We start from the raw sequence: 22,446 nt of genomic DNA, 5'->3' as shown, positions 1-22,446 counted from the left end.
ATGAGGTACGGCGCACTGGCTCTGCTCGCCGCCTGCGTCCTGCTGCTGGTCGTCCAGTGCGGGGCCGTCGGCGGCTCGTCGTCGACCGCGCCCGCCGCCGAGCGCGGCGGGCCCGGGTTCAACGCCACCGACGTGATGTTCCTGCAGATGATGGTCCCCCATCAGGGGCAGGGCGTGCGGCTGGTGCGGCTGGTGCGCCGCCATCCCGTCCGCCCGGAGGTGGCGACCCTGGCGGCGGCGATCGAGTCCACCCAGCTCACCGAGGTCAAGGACATGGCGGGACGGTTGCGCGGGTGGCGGCGTCCGCCCACCGCGCCGCCGCACTCGCACGCCTCGCACGGCGGCATGCCCGAGACCACCCAGACCGAGCTGGACGCGCTCGACCGGACGCCCCCCGACCGGTTCGAACGCGCCTTCCTCAACCTCCTGATCGCCCATCAGGACGACACCGTCCAGATGGCGCGCATGGAGACCGGCGGCGGCCAGGACGCCTGGACCCGCCGGCTGGCCGAGAACGTCGACCGCTCCCGGTCCGCGCAGATCACGCGGATGCTGGCGATCCTCGGCTCCCGCTCCCCGCACAACCCATCCCAGAAGTAGGTGTAGGCATGCGCCGATTGATCAGTGCCCTGCTCACCCTCGTCGTGGTCTCAGCGTTGGCCGTCGCGCCGGCGCGGGCGGCCGATCGACTGACGGCGGTGTTCAGCCTCTCGGGCACGACCGGAAAGTATGTGGTCAGCAATCCAGGTTCGGCCTCGATCAGCAACTGGTCGCTGACCTTTGAGCTCCCCTCGGGGGTGAAAGCCAGCAGCCCGCAGAACGCCACCCTCACCCAGAATGGGACGAAGGTGACGCTGACCCCGGCCCATTACATCAACACCATTCGCGGGGGCGGAAGCTCCGAGCCTTACAGCCCCACGTTCTCGCTCAGCTCCGCCGCGACCCCGACCTCGTGCACCCTGAGCGGAGCGAACTGCGACGGTTCGGGTGAGGGCCCGCAGCCCTCGGCGGGCGTCACCGCGACCTACTCGGTCGAGGGGACGCGCGCCAAGTTCATCGTCGCGAACAACAGCTCCGCGACGATCACGAACTGGTCCGTCGTGTTCGACCTGCCCGCGGGCGTGACCGCGAGCGGCGCCGACAACGGCACCATCGCCCAGAACGGGCGGACGGTCACCCTCAGCCCCGCCTACTTCAACGCCACGATCGGCGCGGGCCGCACGACCGAGCCCTACAGCCCGACGTTCAGCGTCAGCCAGTCCGGCGCGCAGCCGACGACCTGCCGCGTGAACGACGTCAACTGCGACGGTTCGGGGGACGCCGCGCCGAGCGCGCCCGGCGGCCTGAAGTCGCCGGTGAAGACGACCAAGACGGTCTCGCTGACCTGGGACGCCGCCAAGCCCGGCAGCCTGCCGATCACCGCCTACGAGGTGTACAACGGCTCGACGCTGGCGACGACGGTCGCCGAGACCAACGCCACCGTCACCGGCCTTACCCCGAACACCGACTACACGTTCACGGTGAAGGCCAGGGACCGCAAGGGCGGCCTGTCGCCCGCCAGCGAGCCGGTCACGGTCAAGACCAACAACCCGGCCGACGACACCAAGGCGCCCTCGGTGCCGTCCGGCCTGCGCAGCACCGGCAAGGACTCCGCCAGCGTCAAGCTCGCGTGGAACGCCTCGACCGACGACCACGGCGTCGCCAACTACGACGTGCTGGTGGACGGGAAGGTCGCCACGACGGTGACCGGGACGTCGGCGACCGTGGCGGGGCTGTCGCCCTCCACCGCCTACAACTTCGCCGTCCAGGCACGCGACCTGTACGACAACGTGTCCGAGGCCAGCGCGGCGGTGAAGGTCACCACCGACGACATGGTCGCCAACGGGTACGCGCGCGTCGGCTACTTCGTCCAGTGGGGCATCTACGGCCGCCAGTACTTCGTGAAGAACCTCGACACGACCGGCAACGCCGCCAAGCTGACCCACATCAACTACGCGTTCGCCAACATCGACTCCAAGAACCTGACCTGCCTGCAGGGTGTCACCAAGGGCACCTCGTCGGACCCGCAGGACCCGAACCAGGGTGACGGCGCGGGCGATGCCGAGGCCGACTACGGGCGTCCCTTCAGCGCCGCCCAGTCGGTGGACGGCCAGGCCGACTCCGGCTGGGAGAAGCTGCGCGGCAACTACAACCAGCTCAAGAAGCTGAAGGCCAAGTACCCGAAGCTGCGCGTGCTGATCTCGATCGGCGGCTGGACGTACTCCAAGTACTTCTCCGACGTCGCCGCGACCGACGCCAGCCGCAAGAAGTTCGTCTCGTCCTGCATCGACACCTACATCAAGGGCAACCTGCCGGACTACAACGGCGCCGGCGGCCCGGGCACGGCCGCGGGGATCTTCGACGGCATCGACCTCGACTGGGAGTGGCCGGGCGCCGAGGGGCACCCGGGCAACCACATCGGCAAGGACGACAAGGCCAACAACACCCTGCTGATCGCCGAGTTCCGCCGCCAGCTCGACGCCATGACCAAGGAGACCGGCAAGCGCTACGACCTGACCGCGTTCACCCCCGCCGACCCCGCCAAGATCCAGGCCGGCTGGGACCTGCCGGAGGTCGCCAAGAGCCTGGACATCTTCAACGTCCAGGGCTACGACTTCCACGGCTCGGGCAGCGACAACTCGTGGGAGCCGAACCGGACCGGCCACGCGGGCAACCTCTACACCGACACCGACGACCCGTACTCGTTCCACTTCAGCGACGAGGCCGCCGTCAAGGCCTACCTCGACGCCGGCGTCAACCCGCGCAAGCTCACGATCGGTCTCGCGTACTACGGCCGCGGCTGGCAGAACGTGACCGACGGCGGCAAGAAGGGCGAGTGGCAGGACGCCAAGGGCGCGGCCCCCGGCCAGTTCCAGGAGGAGGCCGGGACGCGCGGCTACAGCAACCTGATAGCCAGCGTGCCCAACTGCCAGATCACCCATGACGAGCAGGCGGTCGCGACCTACTGCTACACCGGCAACAACGGCCAGTGGTGGTCCTTCGACGACGCCTGGTCGATCAGCAAGAAGATGGCGTGGCTGAAGAGCAAGAACCTGCTCGGCGCCATGATCTGGGAGATGTCGGGCGACCCCGGCGTCCTCACCAAGGCGGTGGACGACGGTCTGAGGTGACCGCGTCGCCCGCTCATCTGAAGTAGTCCCCTGAACTCAGGGCCGGTGCCGACCTCGCAGTCAGGCGGCACCGGCCCTGACACCATTTCCGGGGCGGTTCCTGCCGCCCGTCCTCCGGGGCCGGTCAGTCCACGGTGAGGACGATCTTGCCGCGGATGCCGCCCGCCTTGTAGGAGCGGTGCGCGTCGGCGGCCCGCTCCAGCGGGAACGTCTCCCGGACGTGCCACTTCAGGTCGCCCCGCGCGTACAGCCCGGCCATCTCGGCCAGCCGCGCGGCGGTGCGGCGCGCGGGGGACAGCCGGACGCCGAGCGCCGCCGCCCGGTCGTGGTCGTACAGGGTGATGATCCGGGCGCGGTCCTCGACCAGCTCCAGCGTCGCGTCCAGGGCGGCGCCGCCGACGCCGTCCAGCGCGGCGGTGACCTTCCCGTCCGGCGCCAGGGCGCGGACCCGCTCGACGAACCCCTCGCCGTAGTCGACGGGCGCGGCGCCCAGCGACCGGACGTAGTCGTGCTGGGCCGCGCGTGCGGCGCCGATGACGGTGGCGCCCCACAGCCGTCCGAGCTGTACCGCGACGGTGCCGACCGCGCCCGCCGCGCCGTGCACCAGGAGCGTGTCGCCCGAGCCGACCCCCAGCTCCTCCAGCGAGTTGTAGGCGGTCTGCGCCGGGGCGGTGAACCCGCCTGCGACCTCCCACGGCATCGCCGGCGGCTTGGGGGTGACCTGCTCGGCGGGGATCACCAGGTGCTCGCGGTAGGCGCCGGCCAGCGTGAAGCCGAGCACCTCGTCGCCGACGGCGACGTCCGTCACCCCCGCGCCGACCCGGTCGACGACACCGGCGAACTCGTTGCCGACCGTGCGCGGGTAGGCGGCGTCCGCGCCGGCGGGCACCCAGCCCTCGACGACCGCGACGTCGAACGGCTGGACCCCGGCCGCCTTCACCCTGACCCGCACCTGGCCGGGCCCCGGGGCCGGCTCGGGCACCTGCGCCACGCGCAGGACCTCCGGCCCGCCCGGCTCATCGAAGACGATCACTCTGCTCATCGCGTGCTCCCTGATCGGTCCTGCCAATGGCTCCGACGCTAGGAGGCGGAGGCGCGGGGCCGAATCCGTGGCGTCACCGTAGTCGCCACGGAACGGCCGCCCCGGCGGGGTCAGGCGAAGCGGGCCAGTTCGGTGCGCGAGGTGACGCCGAGCTTGGGATAGGCCTTGTAGAGGTGGTACTCCACGGTGCGGTGGCTGAGGAACAGCTGCGCGGCGATGTCGCGGTTGCCCGCCCCGGACGCGGCGAGCCGGACGATCTGGAGCTCCTGCGGGGTGAGCCGGGCCAGCGGGTCCCCGCCCGCCTCCCGCCCGCCGGGCGCGGTCTCGCCGGTGGCGCGCAGTTCGGCGCGGGCCCGGTCGGCCCAGGGCGCGGCGCCGAGCCGCTCGAAGGCGGCGAGCGCGGCGCGGAGCGGGACGCGCGCGTCCGAGCGGCGCCGTTCGCGGCGCAGCCACTCGCCGTGGAGCAGGCCGGTGCGGGCGTGCTCGAAGGGCCGCCCGCCTTCCTCGTGCAGGCGGGTCGCGGCCTCGAACGCCGCGTCGGAGGGGTCGAGGAGGGCCCGGCAGCGCAGCGCCACCGCCGACGCCCAGGGCTGCCCGGCGGCGTCCGCCCACGCGGTGAAGCGCGCGCGGGCGTCCTCGGCGCGGGCGCGGTCACCGGCCCGCGCGGCGGCCTCGGCGAGGTCGGCCGCCGCGAACACGACGGCGGCGGTGCGGCGGGCGGGCCCGGTCGCGGCGCCGGTCAGGACGCGGAGCGCCTCCTCGTTCCGGCCGAGGCCGAGGTGCAGGAGCCCGAGGGCGCAGGCGCCGGCCGCGTCCGCCTCGGCGACCGACCCGGCGGCCTCGGCGGCCAGGTCGCGGCACCGCGTCAGGTCGCCCTCGATCGCGGCGATCCGGGCGGCGAGGGCGGCGAGCCGTCCCTCGCGGTGCCGCTGGCCGGTCTCGCGGGCGAACCGGAGCGCCTCGTCGAGGGTCGCGGCGGCGTCGCGGTGCAGGCCCGCGTCGGCCTGGGTCTGCGCGAGGGCCTGGAGCGTCACGGGCAGCGCGCCGGCGAGGCCGTGCCGCCTGACGTGCGCGGCCTCGGCGGCGGCCAGTTCGGCCGCGGCGGGGTCGTCGCCGGTCAGCCGCGCCGCCGACAGCACGAGCAGCCGGGCGATGAGGCTGCCGGGCGGGTCGGCGCGCGCGTCCGTGACGACCCGCCGCAGCAGCGGGACGCCGGACGCGGCGTCGTCGCCGGCCAGGCGGCCGAGCCCGACGAGCGCGGCGGCGACCGAGGCGGTCCGGCCGCTCGCGAGCGTGACGCACGTCCCGACCACGGCGGCGCCGAGTTTCGCGGCCAGCGCGGCGGCGCGGCGGACCTCGCCGTCCTCGCCCGCCGACCACGCGTTGCCCGCCGCCATCACCAGCAGCGTCAGCGCCAGGTCGGGGTCGTCGGCGGCGACCGGGACGGCGCTGTCGGCCAGGTACCGCGCGGCCCCGGCGGGCGTGCCGCGTTCGAAGTCGGCGGTGGCGCGGACCATCGCGAGTTCGGCGAGCCGCCGCGCGCCGGGCGCGGGCCCGCCGGCGCGCAGGGCCTGGTCGGCGAGGGCGGCGGCGCGGTCGGTGCCGCCCTCGGTGATCGCCGACTGCGCGGCGCGGGCCAGGCGCCGCGTCCGGTCGCCCGCGGCCGGGCTGAGCCGGGCGGCGTGCTCGTAGAGCGACGCGGCGGCGGCGGGCGCGCCGCGTCCCCGGGCGCCGTCGGCGGACCGTTCCAGCTCGGCGGCGACGCTCTCGTCGGGCTCGGGCGCGGCGGCGGCGCGGTGCAGGGCGCGGCGGGCGCCCTCGGACGCCTCGGCGAGCGCGCCGTGCACGGCCAGCCGGGTGGTCAGCCGCATGCGCTGGTAGGCGGCGGCGCGGACCAGCGGGTGCCGGAACGCGACGCGGCCGGTGGTGAGGCGCAGCAGCCCGGCGCGTTCGGCGGCGTCCAGGTCGCCGGGGCCAGCGCCGAGCGTCCGCGCGGCGTGCAGGACCGTGGCCAGCTCGCCGGTGCCCTCGGCGGCGGCGATCGACAGCACGAGCCGCGCCCGTTCGGGCAGCTCCTCGATGCGGGCGGCGAAGGCGTCGCGGACGCGGCCGGTGAGCGGCAGCGCGGGCGGGGGAGCGGCGTGTCCGGCGCGCTCGCCCGCGCTGAGCCCGGCGGGCAGCTCCAGCAGCGCGAGCGGGTTGCCCGCCGCCTCCCGCACGACCCGGTCGCGGACGTCCCCGGCGAGGTCGGGGGCGTGGTCGGCGAGGAGCGCGGCGGCGTCGGCGCGGTCCAGGCCGTCCAGGGCGAGCTCGGGCAGGCCGGGGGCCGCGAAGCCGTCGCGGGCGGCGAACACCAGCGCCACGGCCTCGGCGCCGAGGCGGCGGGCGGTGAACGCCAGCGCGTCGGCGGAGGCGGGGTCGAGCCAGTGCGCGTCGTCGACCAGGCACAGCACGGGACGATCCGCGGCCAGCTCCGACAGCAGGGTCAGCACCGACAGCCCGGTGAGGAACCGGTCGGCGGGGTCGGATCCGCCCGGGCCGGCCAGGCCCAGCGCGGCCCGCAGCGCCCGCGCCTGCGCGTCCGGGAGCGCGTCCACGCCCGGCAGGACGGGGTGCAGCAGCATCTGCAACGCCGCGAACGGCAGCGCCGCCTCGGCCTCGACCCCGGTGGCCCGGAGGACGCGCAGACCCTGGGCGTCGCGCGGGTCGGCCGCCGCGTCCAGCAGCGCGGTCTTGCCGATGCCCGCCTCGCCGCGCAGCACCAGGGCGCCGCCGCGCCCCTCGCGCGCCCCGGCGGCGAGCCGGGCGATCGCGGCCCGCTCCTCCTCGCGCCCCCTCAGCACGGCGCCGGTCAGGCCGGGCCGGGCAGGGCCGCGGCGATGCAGTCCAGGACGCGGTCGAGCCTGTACCGGAAGGACTCCTCGGGGGCCATGTGGGGGAGCTTCGCGTCCACGACGACGCGGCTGAACATCGGGTACTCGCCGCTCTCGATCAGCGACCGCACGTGCGGGAGGTTTTTGATCATCCACTCGTCGTTCGTCAGGCCGCTGCGCCTGAGGTCCAGCTCGCCCTGCATCTCCTCGCGCACGGCCAGCTCGACCCAGCCGTTCAGCATCGAGACCAGCGTCAGGATCTCATCGACCGGGACGCCGACGTCGAGGGCGCCGAGGGAGAACTCCACCAGCCGGAGCTGGTGCGGGCCGAGGGTGCCGCGCGGGCTGCGCGCCGCGAGCGCCCAGGGGTGGCGCAGCAGCATCCGGCGGGTGTTGCGCGCGACGAGGGTCAGGTCGGCGCGCCAGTCGCCGGTGGGGCGGCCGGGGAAGTCCTGCTCGCCGACGACGTGGTCGTACATCAGCTCGACGAGGCCCTCGCGGCTCGGCACGTACCGGTACAGCGACATCGCGCCGGTGCCGAGGTCGGCGGCGATGCGCCGCATGGACGCCGCGTCCAGCCCCTCGGCGTCGGCGATCCGCACGGCGGCCTCGGTGATCTGGGCGCGGCTGTAGGCCGGGCGCCGGCCCCGGCCCTGCCGTTCCGGGATCGTCCAGATGCTGACGTGCTCGCCGTCCGACACGGCGCCTCCTCGCCCTCCGCGGGGCCCGCGCGGCCCGCCTCCAGCAGATTCTAGTTTGCGTACATCGTAAGCATCTGCATACCCTGGCCTCGTCCGATGCGTACGTCGTACTCGATGGAGGATCTGATGGCGGACGAACCGATCGTGGTCGCCGAGGCGCTGCGCAAGCGCTTCGGCGCCACCCAGGCACTGGACGGCCTGGATCTCGCCGTCCCCGCCGGGACCGTGTGCGGGGTGCTCGGACCGAACGGCGCGGGGAAGACGACGGCCGTCAGGATCCTCGCGACGCTCGCCGACGCCGACTCGGGCCGCGCGCGCGTCGCCGGGCACGACGTCGCCGCCGAGCCCGACCGGGTGCGCGCCCGGATCGGGCTGGCGGGCCAGTACGCCGCCGTCGACGAGAAGCTCACCGGGCGCGGGAACCTGCGGATGTTCGGGCGCCTCTATCACCTGTCCCGCCGCGACGCCCGCGCCCGCGCGGACGAGCTGCTGGAGCGGTTCGGGCTCACCGACGCCGCCGACCGGCAGGTCGCGGGGTACTCCGGCGGCATGCGGCGCCGCCTCGACCTGATCGCGAGCCTCATCCTGCGGCCGCAGGTGCTGTTCCTGGACGAGCCGACCACGGGCCTGGACCCGCGCAGCCGGGGCGAGATCTGGGACGCGGTCCGGGGGCTGGTGGCCGACGGCACCACCGTCCTGCTGACCACCCAGTACCTGGACGAGGCGGACCGGCTCGCCGACGACATCGCGGTCGTCGACCACGGGCGGGTCATCGCCACCGGGACCCCCGACGAGCTGAAGTCCTCGATCGGCGACCGGCTCGACGTCGTGCTGGAGGACCCGGAGTCGGCGCCGGGGGCCGCCGCCGTCCTGCACCGCCTGTCCGGCGCCTACCCCGAACTGGAGGGCGACCGGCTGTCGGCCGCCCTCACGCGCGGGACGGTCCGGCTCGCCGACGCCGTCCGCGAACTGGACCGCGCGGGCGTCGCCGTCGGGGACGTCGCGCTGCGCCGCCCCACCCTGGACGAGGTGTTCCTGCGCCTCACCGGCCGTCCCGCCGAGGCGGCCGCCGGGGAGGCCGACCCGGGCGGGGGGTCCGGGCACGAGTCCGGGTCCGAGCGGGAGGCCGCCGGCGCGCGGCGGAAGGAGGCCGTCCGATGACCGCTCCCGTTCTTCCCGCACCCCCGCCCTCGTGGTCGGGACGGCTGCGCTGGACGCTGACGGACGGGCTGACGCTGGTCGGCCGCGAGGTGGGCCGCATCCGCCAGGAGCCGGGCGAGCTGGTCGCCGCGCTGATCTTCCCCGCGATCATGGTGGTGCTGTTCGGCTACGTGTTCGGCAGCGCGATCTCCGTCCCCGGCGGCGGGAACTACCGCGAGTACCTGATGCCGGGCCTGTTCGCGATGGTGACCTTCACCTCGACGATGGCCGTCACGATGCGGGTCGCCACCGACGCCTCCCGCGGGGTGATGGACCGGTTCCGCTCGATGCCGATGGCGCGTTCGGCGGTGCCGTTCGGGCAGACCGGCGCCGATATCCTCAGCGGCGTCCTCGCCATGGTGATCATGGCGGCGGCGGGGCTGCTGGTCGGCTGGCGCGCCCACCGCGGGATCGTGCCGACGGCGGAGGCGTTCCTGCTGCTGGCGCTGATGCGGTACGCGCTCGGCTGGGCGGGCTGCTACCTCGGGCTCATGGTCCGCAACGAGCAGACCGCCGACCAGCTGATCCCGCTGGTGTTCCCGGTGACGATGGTGTCCAACTCGTTCGTGCCGACCGGCGGGATGCCGGCCGCGCTCCAGGCGATCGCCGACTGGAACCCGGTCAGCGCCCTCACCGCCGCGTGCCGGCAGCTGTTCGGCAACCCCGGCGCACCCGCCGGCGACCCCGCGTGGCCGGTCGCGCACCCGGTCCTGGCGTCGGTGCTCTGGTCGGTGGCGCTGCTGGCGGTGTTCATGCCGCTGTCGGTCCGCACCTACCAGCGCCGGGGACGCTGAGCGGCCGGGGACGCGGTCTCCGGCGGCGGGTGGCCGCCGGAGACCGCGCCTCACAGGTCACGCGGGCGTGCTCACCGGTCCCTTCCCCTCTCCTTGTACATCCGCCGCTGCGCCTTGGAGATCGTCTTCCACTGGTTGCGCTGCTCGGCGCGCAGGCGGGCGTCGCCGCGCGCGGCCATCCAGGCGTTCTCGCGCATGAGCTTGCGGTAGCTGTCCAGGCGGCGGGAGGGCAGGACGCCGTCCTCGACGGCGGCCAGGACCGCGCAGCCCGGTTCGCTCTCGTGGGCGCAGTCGCCGAACCGGCAGCCCTCCGCGAGCTCCTGGATCTCGGCGAAGGTCTGCTGGAGGCCCTCGGCGGCGTCCCACAGCCCGACGCGCCGCAGGCCGGGGGTGTCGATGAGGACGCCGCCGCCCGGCATCGGCAGCAGGTCGCGGCGGACGGTGGTGTGGCGGCCCTTGCCGTCCCGCTCCCGGACGGCGCCGGTCTCCAGCGCGCCGGTCTCGGGGTCGGCGCCCAGCAGGGCGTTGCCGAGGGTGGACTTGCCCGCGCCGGACGGGCCGACCAGCACGACCGTGCCGCCCAGCAGCGCCGCGACCGCGTCCACGCCGGCGCCGGTGGTGGCGCTGCACGCGACGACGTCGACGCCGGGCGCGGCGGCGGCCACCTCGGCCTCCTGCTCGGCGGTGCCGCCGGGCAGGGCGTCGGCCTTGGTGAGCACGACGACCGGCCGGGCGCCGCTCTCCCAGGCCAGGGCCAGCAGCCGCTCGACGCGGCCGAGGGCGAGGTGGTCGGTGAGGGACACGGCGATCGCGACGGTGTCGACGTTGGCGGCCAGGACCTGCCCGCGCGCCTCGCGCGACACCGTGGAGCGGACGATCGCCGTCCGGCGCGGCAGCAGGTGCGCCAGCTCCGGCTGGTCGCCGGGGCGCAGCGCCGCCCAGTCGCCGGTGCACGGCCCGGCCGCGGGGTCGGGCGAGGCGACCGGCCGCGTCCCGGCGCGCGCCGGCCCGGACTCGGTGATCACGTCGCAGCTGCCGCGGTCGACGGCGACGACGCGCGCCGGCACGAGCCCGGCGGCGCGGTAGGAGGTGAATTCGGCTTCCAGAGCCTCGTCCCAGCCGTAGGCGGCGAGAGGGGACGGCTCAGTGGTGTGGAAGGACAACGGATCGGAACCCTTGCGTGAAGGGGACCCCGGCGGGAACGCCGCGACAATAAGGCGGCGAGGGTCAGCCGGTAGCCCGGAAGGTGGGGACGGGCAGAGTGCTGCGGGCAGCAGCGACCGCGTCGACGGCCATGGACCCCACCTCCGATCTCGTTCCGCCGCCAGGATAACCGGCGGCGCGCCGCCCGGCCACCGGTTATCTCCCCCGGGCGGGGGAGGGGGTTGGCCCGCGCCGGGGAGGCCCCGCCCCAGGTCCGGCGCCCAGGATCGGGGTCATGGTCATCACCCTCGGCAAACGGATCACCCCGTCCACGCGGGCGGCGTGGCGCCGCCGCCTGCCCGCCATCGCGCTCGGCTGGGTCGCCGCCTACGGCGCCCTCCGCGTCTACTGGGAATCGGGGCACATGCCCGCCCGCAGCCGGCTTTCGCCGATCGAGACCGACCTGGTCGCCTTCACCGGCTGGGCGAGCGTGGCGCTGTGCGGGGCGGCGGCGCTGGTCCTCGCGGCGTTCCTGGCGCCTGGGGCCGCGCGGCTGCCGCGCGTACCGCGCCGGGTGCTGCTGGTGGCGGCGTCGGCGATCGCGGCCGCGCTCGTCGCCTCCGGCGCGCTGCTGCTCCTGGACGTCATCGGCGGCGTCCTGCCCGGTCTCGGTGTCCGCTTCTACCCGCTGGGCGCGCTGAGCCGCGCCGCGTGCGTCGGCGGCGGGCTGCTGGTCGGCGCGGTCGCCCGCTCCCACGCGCGGCGCACCCGGTCGGGGTGCGCGTCCTGCGGGCGGGCCGACACGGCGCCCGGCCCGCTGGCGCGCACGCCCGCCTGGGCGTTCTGGGCCGCGTACCTGAGCGTCGCGGGGTGCATGGTGCGGATCGCCGCGCAGGCCGCCGTCGGGTTCGGGGACTCCCCGATGAGCTCGGGGCCGTCGGCGGTGCTGTTCGAGATCGGGTTCGTGCTCGGCGGGACGCTGCTGCCGGCGGCGCTCGTGCACCGGTTCGGGCGGGTGTGGCCGCGGTGGGTGCCGCGCCTGGCCGGACGCGGCGTCCCGCGCCGCCTCGTGCTGTGGCCGGGCACCGCGATCTCGGGCGCGATCTCGGTGTACTTCGGGCTGATGCTGGCGCAGATGGTCTGGGAGCGGCTGCACGGCCGCAACCCGTTCCCGCCGCAGGACGGCATGGCACTGCCCGAGACGTTCTTCTGGGTCGCCGTCCCCGCCTACGCGGTCTGGGGCGCCGGGATGGCGGTCGCGGCGCTCGCCTACGCGCGCCGGACCCGCGCCGCCTGCCGCTCCTGCGGGCGCTGATCCGCGCGGCGGGCGGTTATGGTGATTTAAGGGATCGGACCGTGTGAGGGGCGTGGTCGTGGACGAGAAGGCCGAGCGGCTGAGCGGGGACGTCCCGGCCGAGCCCGGTGAAGGCAGGCCGGGCGTGGACGGCGCGGGCGGGCCCGGCGCGGCCGCCAGGATCGACCGGGCGGCGGCCGAGCGCATGGAGGAGATCTTCGAGGGCCTCGCGCCCGCGGCGGCGGGCGCCGCGCGGGTCGCGGGGAGCGTGAGCGAGCCGGTCCGGCGGGCCGCGCGCGACGCCGCCGGGCTGGCCGCGACGCGGTTCGTCGAGCAGCTGTCGGGCACGCCCGCGATGCGGGTGGTGGAGCGCGCCGCCCGCGAGGCCGCCGTCAAGATCGCGACGTCGGCGGCGGAGAAGGCCGTGCTGGAGGCCCGCGCGGTCGCCGGGTCCAACCCGGTCACCGGCACCGCCTTCGAGGTCACCGCCACCGCGATGACGCTGGCCGAGCAGGCCGTGCAGCACCCGGTGGCCGCCTCGATGGCGGAGGCCGCGCGGCGGCTGGCCGTCCGCAGCCCGCTCGCCCGCGCCGCCTCCGCCACCGCGCGGGACGTGGCGGGCCGCACCGTCTCCGCGCCGGTCGTGCAGGCCGCCACCAGGATCGTCGCCGACACCGCCGTCGACGCGGTCGCCGACGTCGCGGTCGAGGTCGCGCTCGACGTGGGCCGCGACGTGATCGTCCGGGTCGTCCGGCAGGCGGCGTGGGAGGCCGCCCGCGACCTGGCCGCGACGGTGCGCGACCGGGCCCGCGACGCCGCCGAGGCCGCCGAGCTGACGCCGCTGACCTCCGCCGTCGCCGATCTCGCCGCGCGCGCCGCCGGGAGCGGGGCCGCGCGGTCGGCGGGCGACCTGGTCGCCGCCGCCGCGGGCAGCGCCGTCGCCCGCACCGCCGGGGGGCTGGCGCTGCGGCTGGCCACCCGGACCGCCGCCGTCGCCATCGAGGCGGTGATGGCCGAGCTGATGCGCGAGGCGCTGCGGCTGGCGATGAAGGACGCGCTGCGCGACCTGATGTTCGACGTCGCGCGGGAGGTGGTCGTCGACGTCATGAAGACCACGTGGGTCACCGCGACCCGTCCCGCGCCCGGCGCCCCCGTGCCGCCCTGGGCCGCCGCGACCGTGACCACGGCGACGGTCGTCGCGGACACCGACGTCCCTGACACCGACGTTTCCGCCACCGACGTTTCCGACGCGAACGTGGCGGACGCGGCGGACGCGGGGGCGGCGGACGCGGGCGTCACCGACGCCTTCGCCGACCTGTTCGCGCGCGCCGCCCGCGCCACCGTCACGCTGATGAACGCGCCCGCCCCCGGACGGGCCGCGATCGCACTACCGGCCTCCGGGGACGAGGACCGGGAGGAGCGCGCCGGCTGAGGCCCGTCTCAGAAGTTCCTGAGAGGGGTGTGAGAAACCCCGGCGGGCGGCCGGGCCCGGCACCGGCGGTGCTTACCGTGAGCGCATGGAGGTTGGCACACGGATGGACGCCCCGCGGATACTGGTGGTGGACGACGAGCCGGCGGTCCGGGAGTCGCTGTCGCACAGCCTGGCGTTCGAGGGGTACGCGGTCGCCGAGGCCGCCGACGGGGCGGCGGCGCTGGAGCGGGTCGGGCGCGAGCGCCTCGACCTGATCGTCCTGGACATCCTGATGCCGCGGCTGGACGGGCTGACCACCTGCCGGCGGCTGCGCGCGCTGGGCGCCACGACGCCGGTGCTGATGCTGACGGCCCGCGACATGATCGGCGACCGCGTCACCGGCCTGGACGCGGGGGCCGACGACTACCTCGCCAAGCCCTTCGAGCTGGACGAGCTGCTGGCGCGCGTCCGGGCGCTGCTGCGCCGGGGCGCGATGGCCGCCGAGCCCCGCCGCGACAGCGTCCTGTCCTTCGACGACCTGCGGATGGACACCCTCACCCGCGAGGTCACCCGCGCGGGGCGGGCACTGGAGCTGACCCGCACCGAGCACATGCTGCTGGAGCTGCTCCTCTCGCACCCGAGGCAGGTCCTGACGCGCGAGCAGATCCTGGAGGCGGTGTGGGGCTTCGACTTCGAGCCGACCTCCAACTCCCTGGACGTGTACGTGATGTACCTGCGGCGCAAGACGGAGGCAGGCGGGTTACCGCGGCTCGTCCACACCGTCCGGGGCGTCGGGTACGTGCTGCGGTCGGCGGCCTCCCCTTGATCCGGCGGCCGCCGTGGGCGGGCCGGGTGACGCTGCGGACGCGGATGGCGCTGCTGACCGCGGTCGCGGTGGCGCTCGCCGTCGCCGCGTGCGCGACCGCGAGCTGGTACCTGACCCGCGACCGGCTCTACGACCAGCTCGACGACAGGCTCGGCGCGATGAGCGGGCCGCCGTCCGCTCCGCAGGGCGGGCTGCCGCCGCGCCGGCAGCGGTTCCGGCAGTTGCTCCAGCAGGACCTCGCCCAGGCGCTGAAGTCCTGCCGCCCGGAGGCCCAGGGCGCCGGCGCCCAGTCCCGGCTGCCCGGCACGCTGGCGATGACGCAGGTGGTGAACGCGCGGGGGCAGGGGTGCACGTTGCCCGGAGCGGGGTCGCTCGGGGTCACCCACGCCGACGCGGAGGTCGCCCGGGGCGAGCGGGACCGCGTCGTCCACGACGGGGCGGGCGTGGCCGCCTCCGGCGGCCGGGCGCGCGTGCGGGTGCTGACCCGGTCGATGCGCATGGGCGACGGGGAGACGTTCGCGGTGTCGTTCGCGCTCTCGCTCAACGAGGTGGAGGACCCGCTCGGCGACCTCGCGGTGCTGCTGGTGGCGGTGACGGCGCTGGGGGTGCTGGTGTCGGCGGGGGCGGGGTTGCTGACGGCGCGCACGGCGCTGCGCCCGGTGGAGGATCTGACCGGCGCGGTCGAGTACATCGCCCGCACCGAGGACCTCGGCACCCGCATCCCCGTGGACGGCACGGACGAGATCGCGCGGCTGAGCCTGTCGTTCAACAGCATGACCGGCGCGCTGGCCGCGTCCCGCGAGCGGCAGTGGCGGCTGATCGCCGACGCGGGGCACGAGCTGCGCACGCCGCTGACGAGCCTGCGCACCAACATCGACCTGCTGCTGCGCGCGGACGCGGCGGGCCGGGACCTGCCCGCCGGCACGCGCCGCGAGATGCTCGCGAGCGTGAAGGCGCAGATGGTGGAGCTGTCCAGCCTGGTCGGCGACCTGCTGGAGCTGGCCCGCCCCGACGAGGCGGAGCCGGTGCGCGCGGCGGTCGCGCTGCACGAGGTCGTCGACCGCGCGGTGGAGCGCGCCCGCCCGCGCGGCCCCGGCCTGGTGATCGAGGCGTTCACGACACCGTGGCACGTGGCCGGTGATCCGGGGTCGCTGGAGCGCGCGGTGGTCAACCTGCTCGACAACGCCATCAAGTTCAGCCCGCCGGGCGAGACCGTGACGGTGCTGCTGCGGCGCGGTGAGCTGACCGTCCGCGACCGGGGCCCCGGCATCCCCGCCGAGGACCTCCCGCACGTGTTCGAGAGGTTCTGGCGTTCGCCGTCCGCGCGGAGCCTGCCCGGGTCGGGGCTGGGCCTGTCGATCGTCGCGCGGGTGGTGTGCGAGTGCGGCGGGAAGGTCGTGCTGGAACCGGCGGACGGCGGCGGGACCCTCGCCCGCGTCCGGCTCCCGGGCACGCCCCGCCGGCCCGCCTGACGGTTTTCTCATCGGCCCCTCATGGACGGCTCAGGGGGTTCCCACACCGGCCGGTGAGCGTCGGTCGCATGAATCACGTCGTCACCGAACGGGGCACGCCCGCCGGGCCGCCCCCGCCTTCGCCGAACGGCGGCAGGCGGGGCCGCCTGGTCGAGGTGGTGATCCCCGTCTACAACGAGGAGCGCGTACTGGCGGCCAGCGTCGAACGCCTCCACGCCTATCTGACCAGCACGTTCCCCTATCCGTTCCGGATCACGGTCGCCGACAACGCCAGCACCGACGCGACGTGGCGGGCCGCCGTGGATCTGGCGGCGCGGCTCCCGCACGTCCACGCGACGCGGCTGGAGCTCAAGGGGCGCGGCCGCGCGCTGCGGCACGTGTGGAGCACCAGCGACGCCGACGTCGTCGCCTACATGGACGTGGACCTGTCCACGGACCTGGACGCGTTCCTGCCGCTGGTGGCGCCGCTGCTGTCGGGGCACAGCGACCTGGCGATCGGCAGCCGCCTCACCCGCGGCTCGGCGGTCGTGCGCGGGCCGCGCCGGGAGGTGATCTCCCGCTGCTACAACCTGCTGCTGCGGACGGCGCTGGCCGCGCGGTTCAGCGACGCGCAGTGCGGCTTCAAGGCGGCCCGCACCGAGGTCGTCCAGGCGCTGCTGCCGTCGGTCGAGGACGAGGAGTGGTTCTTCGACACCGAACTGCTGCTGCTCGCCGAGCGCAACGGGCTGCGCATCCACGAGGTGCCGGTCGACTGGGTGGACGACCCCGACAGCCGCGTCGACGTCCTGCGCACCGCCCGCGACGACCTGCGCGGGATGGCCCGGGTCGCGCGGCGGATGCTGACCGGCGCGTTCCGCGCCCCGGTCGGCGGCCGCACGCGGCCCGGCGGCGCCGGTCCGGAGGGCGCCCGCGCCGAGCTGCCCGCCGGGATGGCGCGGCAGCTGCCCGCGTTCGCCGTCATCGGGGTGATCAGCACCGCCGCGCAGCTCGTCCTGTTCGTGCTGCTCCGGACGGTGCTGGGGCCGCTGTGGGCGAACGCGCTGTCGCTGGTGGTCACCACGGTCGGCAACACCGCCGCCAACCGGCGCTTCACGTTCGGGGTGACCGGCTCCGAGCGGGCGTTCCGGCAGCAGATGGAGGGCGGGCTGGCGTTCCTGCTGGGCCTGGTGCTGAGCACGGGCGGGCTGGCGGCGCTGCACGCCGCCGCGCCCGGCGCGTCCCGTGCCGTCGAGGTCGCCGCGCTGGTCGCCGCCAACGCGGTGGCGACGCTGGTGCGGTTCCTGCTCATGCGGGCGTGGATCTTCCATCCGCGCCGCGTGCGCGCGCACGGCCCGTCCGAGGTCCACGCGACCGCCGCCGAGGAGTCCGGGGGGACACCGTCATGACCACCATCCAGAACCCCGCCGTCGCGTCCGGGGAGGCCGGCCCGGAGGGGGCGCGCCGGCTCCGGCGGCTGGCGTTCGGGCCGCCGGAGGATCCGCGTTGGGCGCGTCCCGCGTTGTGGGCGCTGCTCGTCGCGGCGGCCGTCCTGTACGGGTGGGGGCTGTCGAAGGCGGGCTATGCCAACTCCTACTACTCGGCGGCCGTCCGGAGCGGCACGCAGAGCTGGAAGGCGTTCTTCTTCGGGTCGCTGGACTCCGGGTCGTTCATCACCGTCGACAAGCCGCCGATGGCGCTGTGGGTGATGGGCCTGTTCGCGCGGGTCATGGGCTTCGGGACGTGGAGCCTGCTGCTCCCGCAACTGCTGGAGGGCGTCGCGACGGTCGCCGTGCTGTACACGACGGTGCGGCGGGCGTTCGGCCCGGCGGCGGCGGTCTTGGCGGCGGCGGTGCTGACGTTGACGCCGATCACCGTCGCCATCAACCGCGACAACAATCCCGACACGCTGCTGATGCTGCTGCTGGTGTCGGCGGCGTGGGCGTGCCAGCGCGCGGCCGAGGGCGGGCGCGTCCGGTTCCTGCTGCTGGCGGCGTTCCTGGTCGGCTGCGGGTTCAACACCAAGATGCTGCAGGCGTTCCTGGTCGTGCCCGCGTTCGCGCTGGCGTACCTGGTGGCGGGTCGGGCCGGGGCGCTGCGCCGGGTCGCCGATCTGGCGGGGGCGGGCGCGGTGCTGGCGGCGGCGAGCCTGTGGTGGACGCTGGTCGTGGACGCGGTCCCGGCGGGCCGCCGTCCGTTCGTGGGCGGCAGCGGCGACGGCACGATGTGGGACCTGATCGTCGGCTACAACGGCCTCGGCCGGGTCTTCGGCGCCGACAGCGAACGCGCCGGCGGCCGGGCCGGGGCGGGTGCGGCGTTCGGGGGCGAGCCCGGCGCGGGACGGCTGTTCGACGATCTGTCGGGCGGGCAGATCTCGTGGCTGATCCCGCTGGCGGTGCTGGCGTGCGCGGCCGGGCTGGTGCTGCTGCGCGGGCGGCCCCGCACGGACCCGGAGCGGGCCGCGCTGCTGCTGTGGGGCGGCTGGCTGGCCGTCCACTTCGTCGTGTTCTCCTTCGCGCGGGGGCTGTTCCATCCGTACTACTCCACGGCGCTGGCCCCGGCGATCGCCGCCCTGGTCGGCGGTGGCGGCGTCCTGCTGTTCAGGGCGCACCGGAGGTCGGCGGCGTGGGCGTGGGCGCTTCCGGCGGGGATCGCGGTCACCGGGGCGTGGGCGCTGGTGCTGCTGGGCCGGACGCCGTCGTGGCATCCGTGGCTGCGGTGGACGGTCGCGGCGGCGGCGGTCCTCGCGGTCGCGGGCCTGGTGGCGGGGCGCGCGAGCCGCCGCGCGGGCCTGCGGGCGATCGTCGCGGGGCTGGTGTCCGCGCTGGCGGCGGGGTTGGCGGGGCCGGCCGCGTTCGCGGTGTCGGCCGCGTCGAGCCGGACGAACGGCGCCAACCCGCTGGCCGGGCCGGTCCGGGAGGGCCGCGGCGGCATACCGGTGGGCGGTCCGATCGGGCGCGGCGCGCCGGGCGGCGCGCCGCCGGGGCGGGGTCCGGAGGGTTTCACGCGTCCTCGGGGAGGGATGTTCCCTGGCGGCCCCGGGGGTCCTGGTGGGCCGGGCGGCGGTGTCTCCGCGGGGATGACCGGTTACCTGGAGCGGAACCAGGGCACGGCGCTGTGGCTGGTCGCGGTGCCGAGCGCGCTGGAGGCGTCCTCGATCATCCTGCGGACGGGGCGTCCGGTCATCGCGATGGGCGGCTTCACCGGGCGCGACCCCGCGATGACCGTCGCGAGGCTGCGGCGCTACGTGGAGGAGGGGAAGCTGCGGTACGTGCTCGTCGGCGGCGGCGGCGTGCTGCCCGACCTGGGCTCCGCCGAGGTCACCGCGTGGGTCGTGAAGACCGGGGCGCCGGTCGACCCCGGCGAGTACGGCGGCCCGCCGGGGTCCGGGACGCCGGGCGTGCGGCTCTACCGGCTGGGGTCCTCGTGAGGGCCCTGCGGCGGGTGCCGCCGTCGCTGCTGGTGCTGCTGGCGGGGACGGGCGCGCTCTACCTGTGGGGGCTGGGCGAGTCCGGGTGGGCCAACCCGTTCTACTCGGCGGCGGTCCAGGCGGGCGCGACGAGCTGGAAGGCGTTCTTCTTCGGCGCGTCGGACTCGGCCGGGGCGATCACGGTCGACAAGGCGCCGGGGGCGCTGTGGCCGATGGCGCTGTCCGCGCGGATCTTCGGGTTGAGCTCCTGGAGCGTCCTGGTCCCGCAGGCGCTGATGGGGATGGCGACGGTCGGGACGCTGTACGCGGCCGTCCGGCGCCGGTTCCCGGAGTGGGCGGCGCTGCTGGCCGGGACGGCGCTGGCGCTCACACCGGTGGCGGCGCTGATGTTCCGCTTCAACAATCCCGACGCGCTGCTGGTGCTGCTGCTGACGCTCGGCGCGTACGGGATGCTCCGCGCGCAGGAGGGCGCGCAGACGCGGTGGCTGGTGTTCGCGGCGTGGTGCGTGGGGACGGGGTTCCTGGCCAAGATGCTTCAGGCGTTCCTGGTGGTGCCGGTGTTCGCGCTGGTCTACGCGGCGACCGCGCCCACGCCGCCGCGGCGGCGGCTGTGGCAGTCGGTGCTGGCCGGCGCCGCGCTGCTGGTGTCGGCGGGGTGGTGGGTGGCGGCGGTCGCGCTGGTGCCGGCGTCCTCGCGGCCCTATGTCGGCGGGACACAGCACAACTCGGTGCTGGAGCTCACGCTCGGCTACAACGGCCTGGGGCGGCTGAACGGCGAGGAGACGGGCGGGCTCGGCAACCTCGACCAGGACGCCGGGTGGGACCGGATGTTCGGGCCGGTGATCGGCGGTCAGGTGTCCTGGCTGCTGCCGGCGGCGCTCGTCCTGCTGGCGGCGGGCCTGTGGACGACGCGCCGGGCGCCGCGGACCGACCCGGCGCGGGCCGCGTTCGCGCTGTGGGGCGGGTGGCTGGTGGTGACCGCCGCGGTGTTCAGCGCGATGCGGGGGATCTTCCACGAGTACTACACGGTGGCGCTGGCCCCGGCGATCGCGGCGCTGGTGGGCATGGGCGCGGCGGTGGTGTGGGAGCGGCGCCGGACGGCGGCCGGCGCGGCGGCGCTGGCGGCGGTGGTCGCGGTGACGTCGGTGTGGTCGTCGGTGCTGCTCGGCCGCGCGCAGGGGTGGAACCCGTGGCTCGGCCCGGCGGTGCTGGTGGCCGGGCTGGTCGCGGCGGCGGGGCTGGCGGCGGCGCGGCTGCTGCGGGAGCGTGTCCTCGCGGGCGCGGTGGCCCTGGCCGTCGCGGCGTGCCTGGCGGGCCCGGCCGCGTACGCGGCCGACACCGTCCGCACGCCGCACACGGGCGTGGTCGTGACCGCCGGGCCGCGGACGTCGGGCGGGTCGGGCCCGGGGCACGGCTCCGGACGCGGCGCCGGGCCGCCCGGGCCGCCCGGGCCCGGCGGGCGGTCCCTCGCGCCGCCGCCGGGCGGGCGCGCCGGGCCCCCGCCCGGCCTCCGGGGCGCCCCGGAGGGCGAGCGGCCGACGATGGCGCTCCTCACGAAGAAGCCGAGCGCCGCGGTGACCGCCGCGCTCACCGCGGACGCCGCGTCCTACACCTGGGTCGCGGCGACGGTCGGGTCCTATCCCGCCGCCGGCTACCAGCTCGCCGCGCGCAGGCCGGTGATGGCGGTCGGCGGCTTCAACGGGACCGATCCGGCGCCGACGCTGGCGGGGTTCCAGCGGCTCGTCCGGGAGAGGCGGATCCACTACTTCGTCGTGGACACGCGGGTCGGCATCATGGGCGGCCAGGCGCGCAGCGGCAGCGCCGAGGGGCGGCGGATCGCCGCGTGGGTCGCGGCGCGGTTCAGGCCGTCCACCGTCGACGGCGTCACCCTGTACGACCTGTCACCGGGGGCGGCGTGATGTACTCGCGGGGTAGTCGCCGACGACACGGGAGTGACCGATGGCCGACACGCTCGACGGCGCCGCCGTCGCCGACCGGTTGCGCGCGCTGCCCGCCTGGACGCGGGACGGCGAGGAGATCAGCAGGGAGGTGCGGGCCCCCTCGTTCCTGGCCGGGATCGACCTGGTCGGGGCCGTGGCCCGCGCCGCCGAGGACGCGGACCACCATCCCGACATCGACATCCGGTGGCGGACGGTGCGGTTCGCGCTCACCACGCACAGCGCGGGCGGCCTCACCGCCCGCGACTTCGACCTGGCCGCCGTGATCGACCGGCTGGCGGGCGAGCACGGCGCGGAGTAGCCCCCCGCACGGTGGCCGCGGGCCGGCTCGGAGGCCGGCTCGGAGGGCGGGTCGGTGGGCGGGTCAGTGGGCGGAGAAGCCGCCGTCCACGAAGACCGCCTGCCCGGTGACGTAGCCGGAGGAGGGGCCGGCGAGGAACACCGCCGCGCCGGCGAAGTCCTCGGCGAGGCCGTTGCGGCCCGTCAGGGTGCGCGCGGCGAGCTCCTTCACGCGGCCGGGGTCGTCGGCGAGGCGGCGGTTCAGCGGCGTCATCACGAACCCGGGGACGAGGGTGTTGGCGGTGACGCCGCGTCCCGACCACGCCTCGGCCTGGGAGCGGGCGAGCGCGACGAGGCCGGCCTTGGACACGCCGTAGGCGCCGCTGGTGAAGGACGCGCGGAACGCCTGCTGGGAGGCGATGTGGATGAGCCGCCCGTAGCCGCGTCCGGCCATGCCGGGGGCGAAGCGCTGGCCGAGCAGGAACGGGGCGTCGAGGTTGACGGCCATGGTGGTGTCCCAGTCCCGCGGGGTGAGGTCGTCCATCGGGGGGCGCAGGTTGATCCCGGCGGCGTTGACGAGGATGTCGGGCTCCCCGAACGCGGCGGCGGCCTCCTCGGCGGCGCGGTGGACGGCCTCGCGCGAGCCCAGGTCGGCGCTGACCCAGGCGGCACGGCGGCCGTGGGACTCCAGGGCGGCGGCGGTGGCGGCCAGCTCGTCCTCGCGGCGCGCGACGAGCACGACGGACGCGCCGCACCTGGCGAGGGCCTCGGCGATCGCGCGCCCGATGCCCGAGCTGCCGCCGGTCACGACCGCGACCCGGCCCTCCAGCGCGAACAGCCCGGTCAGGTAGGCGGTGTCATGATCCATGGCGGTGAG

The 22,446-nt window shown here is 75.9% G+C and carries 17 protein-coding genes; 12 read left to right on the top strand and 5 right to left on the bottom strand.

Features of this window, described 5'->3' with window-relative positions; all coding sequences use genetic code 11:
* Together KLI87_RS28135 and KLI87_RS28130 are read left to right on the top strand one after the other, a co-directional pair.
* A complete protein-coding gene (locus KLI87_RS28135) occupies nucleotides 1-600 on the top strand; it encodes a DUF305 domain-containing protein (protein WP_156216557.1) in 600 nt (199 codons plus the stop codon).
* 8 nt (nucleotides 601-608) lie between these two features.
* A complete protein-coding gene (locus tag KLI87_RS28130; RefSeq protein WP_214619348.1) occupies nucleotides 609-3,170 on the top strand; it encodes a glycosyl hydrolase family 18 protein in 2,562 nt (853 codons plus the stop codon).
* Nucleotides 3,171-3,294: 124 nt separating this feature from the next.
* On the opposite strand, the gene KLI87_RS28125 is transcribed toward KLI87_RS28130, so the two are convergent.
* The 3 genes from KLI87_RS28125 to KLI87_RS41170 form a co-directional block, all read right to left on the bottom strand.
* Nucleotides 3,295-4,212, bottom strand: coding sequence for an NADP-dependent oxidoreductase (locus KLI87_RS28125; protein WP_214619347.1), 918 nt, complete (start codon nucleotides 4,210-4,212; stop codon nucleotides 3,295-3,297).
* Nucleotides 4,213-4,322: 110 nt separating this feature from the next.
* Nucleotides 4,323-7,055 carry an AAA family ATPase gene (locus KLI87_RS28120; RefSeq protein ID WP_214619346.1) on the bottom strand — a complete coding sequence of 911 codons (2,733 nt, stop codon included), beginning with the start codon at nucleotides 7,053-7,055 and terminating at the stop codon, nucleotides 4,323-4,325.
* An 8-nt stretch (nucleotides 7,056-7,063) separates the two neighbouring features.
* Complete coding sequence (locus tag KLI87_RS41170; RefSeq protein WP_214619345.1) at nucleotides 7,064-7,786, bottom strand: TetR/AcrR family transcriptional regulator; 723 nt, start codon at nucleotides 7,784-7,786, stop codon at nucleotides 7,064-7,066.
* Between the two features lie 126 nt (nucleotides 7,787-7,912).
* Here KLI87_RS41170 and KLI87_RS28110 point away from each other — a divergent pair, with 126 nt between their 5' ends.
* Together KLI87_RS28110 and KLI87_RS28105 are read left to right on the top strand one after the other, a co-directional pair.
* Complete coding sequence (locus tag KLI87_RS28110; protein ID WP_214619344.1) at nucleotides 7,913-8,947, top strand: ATP-binding cassette domain-containing protein; 1,035 nt, start codon at nucleotides 7,913-7,915, stop codon at nucleotides 8,945-8,947.
* Nucleotides 8,944-9,780 carry an ABC transporter permease gene (locus KLI87_RS28105; RefSeq protein ID WP_156216567.1) on the top strand — a complete coding sequence of 279 codons (837 nt, stop codon included), beginning with the start codon at nucleotides 8,944-8,946 and terminating at the stop codon, nucleotides 9,778-9,780. The genes KLI87_RS28110 and KLI87_RS28105 overlap by 4 nt, the downstream gene beginning before the upstream one ends.
* 71 nt (nucleotides 9,781-9,851) lie before the next feature.
* On the opposite strand, the gene rsgA is transcribed toward KLI87_RS28105, so the two are convergent.
* On the bottom strand, nucleotides 9,852-10,943 hold the full coding sequence (rsgA, locus tag KLI87_RS28100) for a ribosome small subunit-dependent GTPase A (protein WP_156216569.1): 1,092 nt from the start codon (nucleotides 10,941-10,943) through the stop codon (nucleotides 9,852-9,854).
* Nucleotides 10,944-11,218: 275 nt separating this feature from the next.
* On the opposite strand from rsgA, the gene KLI87_RS28095 reads away from it, so the two are divergent.
* The 8 genes from KLI87_RS28095 to KLI87_RS28060 all read left to right on the top strand — a co-directional run bounded on the left by KLI87_RS28095 (nucleotide 11,219) and on the right by KLI87_RS28060 (nucleotide 21,591).
* Complete coding sequence (locus KLI87_RS28095) at nucleotides 11,219-12,238, top strand: hypothetical protein (protein ID WP_214619343.1); 1,020 nt, start codon at nucleotides 11,219-11,221, stop codon at nucleotides 12,236-12,238.
* 43 nt (nucleotides 12,239-12,281) lie between these two features.
* Nucleotides 12,282-13,649, top strand: a complete 1,368-nt coding sequence (locus tag KLI87_RS28090; RefSeq protein ID WP_214619342.1) for a hypothetical protein — start codon at nucleotides 12,282-12,284, stop codon at nucleotides 13,647-13,649.
* An 85-nt stretch (nucleotides 13,650-13,734) separates the two neighbouring features.
* Nucleotides 13,735-14,454 carry a response regulator transcription factor gene (locus KLI87_RS28085; RefSeq protein ID WP_246249729.1) on the top strand — a complete coding sequence of 240 codons (720 nt, stop codon included), beginning with the start codon at nucleotides 13,735-13,737 and terminating at the stop codon, nucleotides 14,452-14,454.
* Nucleotides 14,455-14,480: 26 nt separating this feature from the next.
* Nucleotides 14,481-15,926, top strand: coding sequence for a HAMP domain-containing sensor histidine kinase (locus tag KLI87_RS28080; RefSeq protein ID WP_308166248.1), 1,446 nt, complete (start codon nucleotides 14,481-14,483; stop codon nucleotides 15,924-15,926).
* 68 nt (nucleotides 15,927-15,994) lie between these two features.
* On the top strand, nucleotides 15,995-17,311 hold the full coding sequence (locus KLI87_RS28075; protein WP_214619341.1) for a bifunctional glycosyltransferase family 2/GtrA family protein: 1,317 nt from the start codon (nucleotides 15,995-15,997) through the stop codon (nucleotides 17,309-17,311).
* Nucleotides 17,308-19,332: a glycosyltransferase family 39 protein gene (locus tag KLI87_RS28070; protein ID WP_214619340.1), complete on the top strand. Its 2,025-nt coding sequence runs from the start codon at nucleotides 17,308-17,310 to the stop codon at nucleotides 19,330-19,332. The genes KLI87_RS28075 and KLI87_RS28070 overlap by 4 nt, the downstream gene beginning before the upstream one ends.
* Entirely contained in the window at nucleotides 19,329-21,251 is a 1,923-nt protein-coding gene (locus tag KLI87_RS28065; protein WP_308166246.1) for a glycosyltransferase family 39 protein, read from the top strand. The genes KLI87_RS28070 and KLI87_RS28065 overlap by 4 nt, the downstream gene beginning before the upstream one ends.
* A 40-nt stretch (nucleotides 21,252-21,291) precedes the next feature.
* Nucleotides 21,292-21,591, top strand: coding sequence for a 4a-hydroxytetrahydrobiopterin dehydratase (locus tag KLI87_RS28060; protein WP_214619338.1), 300 nt, complete (start codon nucleotides 21,292-21,294; stop codon nucleotides 21,589-21,591).
* Nucleotides 21,592-21,654: 63 nt separating this feature from the next.
* On the opposite strand, the gene KLI87_RS28055 is transcribed toward KLI87_RS28060, so the two are convergent.
* A complete protein-coding gene (locus KLI87_RS28055; protein ID WP_214619337.1) occupies nucleotides 21,655-22,437 on the bottom strand; it encodes an SDR family NAD(P)-dependent oxidoreductase in 783 nt (260 codons plus the stop codon).
* Nucleotides 22,438-22,446: the final 9 nt, after the last annotated feature.

It is taken from the genome of Actinomadura sp. NEAU-AAG7, assembly GCF_018603865.1.
In the GTDB taxonomy this organism is placed as follows: Bacteria; Actinomycetota; Actinomycetes; order Streptosporangiales; family Streptosporangiaceae; genus Spirillospora; species Spirillospora litoris.
The sequence above is the reverse complement of the archived record's forward strand: the minus strand, read 5'-3'. Positions and strand labels throughout refer to the sequence as shown.

What these genes read in the sequence shown, in the direction of transcription:
- KLI87_RS28135 (WP_156216557.1), top strand. Translation starts at nt 1, where the DNA reads ATGAGGTACGGCGCACTGGCTCTGCTCGCCGCCTGCGTCCTGCTGCTG.
- KLI87_RS28130 (WP_214619348.1), top strand. Translation starts at nt 609, where the DNA reads ATGCGCCGATTGATCAGTGCCCTGCTCACCCTCGTCGTGGTCTCAGCG.
- KLI87_RS28125 (WP_214619347.1), bottom strand. Translation starts at nt 4,212, where the DNA reads ATGAGCAGAGTGATCGTCTTCGATGAGCCGGGCGGGCCGGAGGTCCTG.
- KLI87_RS28110 (WP_214619344.1), top strand. Translation starts at nt 7,913, where the DNA reads ATGGCGGACGAACCGATCGTGGTCGCCGAGGCGCTGCGCAAGCGCTTC.
- KLI87_RS28105 (WP_156216567.1), top strand. Translation starts at nt 8,944, where the DNA reads ATGACCGCTCCCGTTCTTCCCGCACCCCCGCCCTCGTGGTCGGGACGG.
- KLI87_RS28095 (WP_214619343.1), top strand. Translation starts at nt 11,219, where the DNA reads ATGGTCATCACCCTCGGCAAACGGATCACCCCGTCCACGCGGGCGGCG.
- KLI87_RS28085 (WP_246249729.1), top strand. Translation starts at nt 13,735, where the DNA reads ATGGAGGTTGGCACACGGATGGACGCCCCGCGGATACTGGTGGTGGAC.
- KLI87_RS28075 (WP_214619341.1), top strand. Translation starts at nt 15,995, where the DNA reads ATGAATCACGTCGTCACCGAACGGGGCACGCCCGCCGGGCCGCCCCCG.
- KLI87_RS28070 (WP_214619340.1), top strand. Translation starts at nt 17,308, where the DNA reads ATGACCACCATCCAGAACCCCGCCGTCGCGTCCGGGGAGGCCGGCCCG.
- KLI87_RS28060 (WP_214619338.1), top strand. Translation starts at nt 21,292, where the DNA reads ATGGCCGACACGCTCGACGGCGCCGCCGTCGCCGACCGGTTGCGCGCG.
- KLI87_RS28055 (WP_214619337.1), bottom strand. Translation starts at nt 22,437, where the DNA reads ATGGATCATGACACCGCCTACCTGACCGGGCTGTTCGCGCTGGAGGGC.